Source organism: Komagataeibacter intermedius TF2 (assembly GCF_000964425.1).
Taxonomy (GTDB): Bacteria; Pseudomonadota; Alphaproteobacteria; order Acetobacterales; family Acetobacteraceae; genus Komagataeibacter; species Komagataeibacter intermedius.
In genome coordinates this window covers 1-2,593 of record NZ_BANF01000116.1, presented here as the reverse complement: position 1 = coordinate 2,593, position 2,593 = coordinate 1, and the positions used below count along the sequence as shown (strand labels likewise).

The 2,593-nt window shown below is 62.7% G+C and carries 1 protein-coding gene; it reads left to right on the top strand.

Translation table 11 applies throughout. The features are described from left to right. The coding region (locus B7449_RS13400) for an efflux RND transporter permease subunit (RefSeq protein ID WP_048883696.1) at window positions 1–2,400 on the top strand (2,400 nt) is incomplete at its 5' end. Window positions 2,401–2,593 lie beyond the last annotated feature (193 nt).

Here is a 2,593-nt window from a genome sequence, read left to right as displayed (position 1 = left end):
CAGCCGGGAGCCAATCTGGTCGGCATTGTCGATGCGGTGAAGGCCCGCCTCCCGCAGCTGCGGACACTGATGCCGCCGGGAGCGGATATCGCCGTGGCGCGCGATGGCTCGGCGGTGATCCGGTCCTCCCTGCACCATACGCTGGTGACGCTGCTGGCCGCCTGCATTCTGGCGCTGGCCGTGGTCTGGGTATTCCTGCGCTCGTGGACTGCATCCATTGCAGCGGCGATCATCGTGCCGTGCTGCCTGATCGCCAGTCTCGGGCCGATGCATCTGGCGGGGTTCGGGCTGGATAATCTCTCGCTCATGGCGCTGACGGTGGTCACGGGTCTGGTGGTCGATGACGCCATCGTGGTGATCGAGAACATCATCCGCATGCGTGAACAGGGCCTGTCCATCAATGAGGCCGCCATTGCCGGGGCCAGCGAGGTGGCGTTCACGCTGCTCTCCATCACCGTCTCGGTGCTGGCGGTGTTCCTGCCGATCGGGCTGGCGTCCGGTCTGACGGGACGGCTGTTCCGGGAGTTTGCCGGGACGGTGGGGATCACTGTCACGGTGTCGCTGGTCCTGTCCTGCGTGGTCACGCCGTGCCTGACAGCGCTGTGCATGCGCTTTGCCGAAAACAGAATGGCCGTTCATCCAGAAGTGGATGTCGCAGATTTTCTGGATCATGAAAAACATAACGGCAGCCTGTATCGCCGCACTCTGGACGTCTGCCTGAGCCATCCCGGCAAGACCGCACTGCTGCTGCCGCTGACCCTGCTGGTGGGCATAGTCCTGTTCACCCGTATGCCAAAGGTCGTGTTCCCGCGTCAGGATATCGGCATCGTCTCGGGCGGATCGCGTGGCAGCGGCAGTTCACTGGCGCAGACCAGGGCGCGGCTGGAGCGGTTCAGCAGGGTCCTGCTGGAAGACCCGGCCGTCAGCCATGTCATCGCCTATCTCGATACCGGCGAAGGTTCCAGCCATGGTATGGTGTTCGCAACCCTGCGCGACCTGTCCACCGGGCGGGCTTCGGGAACGGAAGTGGCGGCCCGTGTGGTGGCGCGCATGGGGAAAGACATTCACGCCGAATACCACGCCCAGGCGCCGGGCAACATCATGATGCGGGTGGGCTCGAACAGCAGCGGAGTCAGCTACATCCTGCGCAGCGAGGATGACCGGCTGCTCGGACCGGCGACACGCAGGCTGGCGAAAGCCCTGCGCCGTCACAGGGAGTTCACGGATGTGGACCCGGATGTCGATCCGCCGGGACAGGGCATCACGCTGGCCATTGACCGCGATACCGCCGCCCGCGTTGGCGTGACGCCGCAGGTGATCGGCAATACCCTGTCCGACGCGCTCGGCCAGACCACGGCCTCGGTCGTCTACACGACACACGGGCAGTACAATGTAGTGCTGACGGTGGAAAACCGCTTCCAGCGTGATCCCGAAATCCTGAAGCAGTTCTGGATCAGCCCGTCCGGTGGGTCTGCCTCGGGCAGTTCGGCGTCGAACACCATCCGGGTCGTGACATCGGTTGCGGCCAGTACCACGGCCTCCACGAGTGCCACGGCATTTCGAAACCAGATCGCCAATTCTCTGGCGGGCGGGGCGAATGCCTCGACCGGATCGGCTGTAGCGACCGGGGAGGAGACACTGGTGCCACTGTCAGTCGTAGCCCGCATCACTCCCAGCCTCGACCCGGTGGCGGTCACCCATATCGGCTATGCCAGTTCCGCCTCGCTGGCGCTGGAACTGGCCCCCGGCGTCAGCCTGTCACAGGCGCAGGCGATCATCGATCAGGAGTGGCACAATCTGCATCTCCCGGAGACCATCAACGGCGAACTGCAGAGCGATGAAGGGGATGTTGGCAAAAGCACCCATGACAGCGAGATCCTGATTATCGGTGCAGTGCTGGCCGTCTATCTGACATTGGGGATGCTCTATGAAAGCGTGTGGCATCCGCTCACCATTCTTTCCACCATTCCCTCGGCCGGGATCGGGGCAGTGGTCGCGCTCGACCTGTTCGGGCTGCCATTCTCGGGCATGGCGGTGATCGCCATACTGCTGCTCACCGGCATCTCGCTGAAGAACGCGATCCTGCTGGTAGATTTCGCCATCCATGCCGAACGTGAGCGCGGCATGACGCCACGGGACGCCATCCGCGAGGCCTGTCTGCTACGGCTGCGCCCGATTGTCATGACGACCTTCGCCGCCGCTCTTGGCGCGTTGCCGCTGGTGCTGATGGGCGGCTACGGCGTGGAGCTGCGCCAGCCATTGGGCATTGCGCTGGTCGGCGGGCTACTGGTCAGCCAGGCACAGACCATGTTCACGACCCCGGCACTCTATCTGCTTGTCGCGCGATGCGCCTCTTTATTCAGGAAAACGGGAGCACCACGAGATTTTTCACTCATGTGATCAGGGTAGGGAACTGACGGATGGACTGCGTACAGCGTCTGGAAAGGAGGAATGGAGGGAATCTGAAAATATATTCCGATATATCTTGACGTAAGATATATCGGGACTTATATCAGTAAGCATGAAACACAGAAACAGACACGCAGGCAGTCGTAACCGCCAGACTTTCTCCCCCGAAGGCATGGCCGGTGGT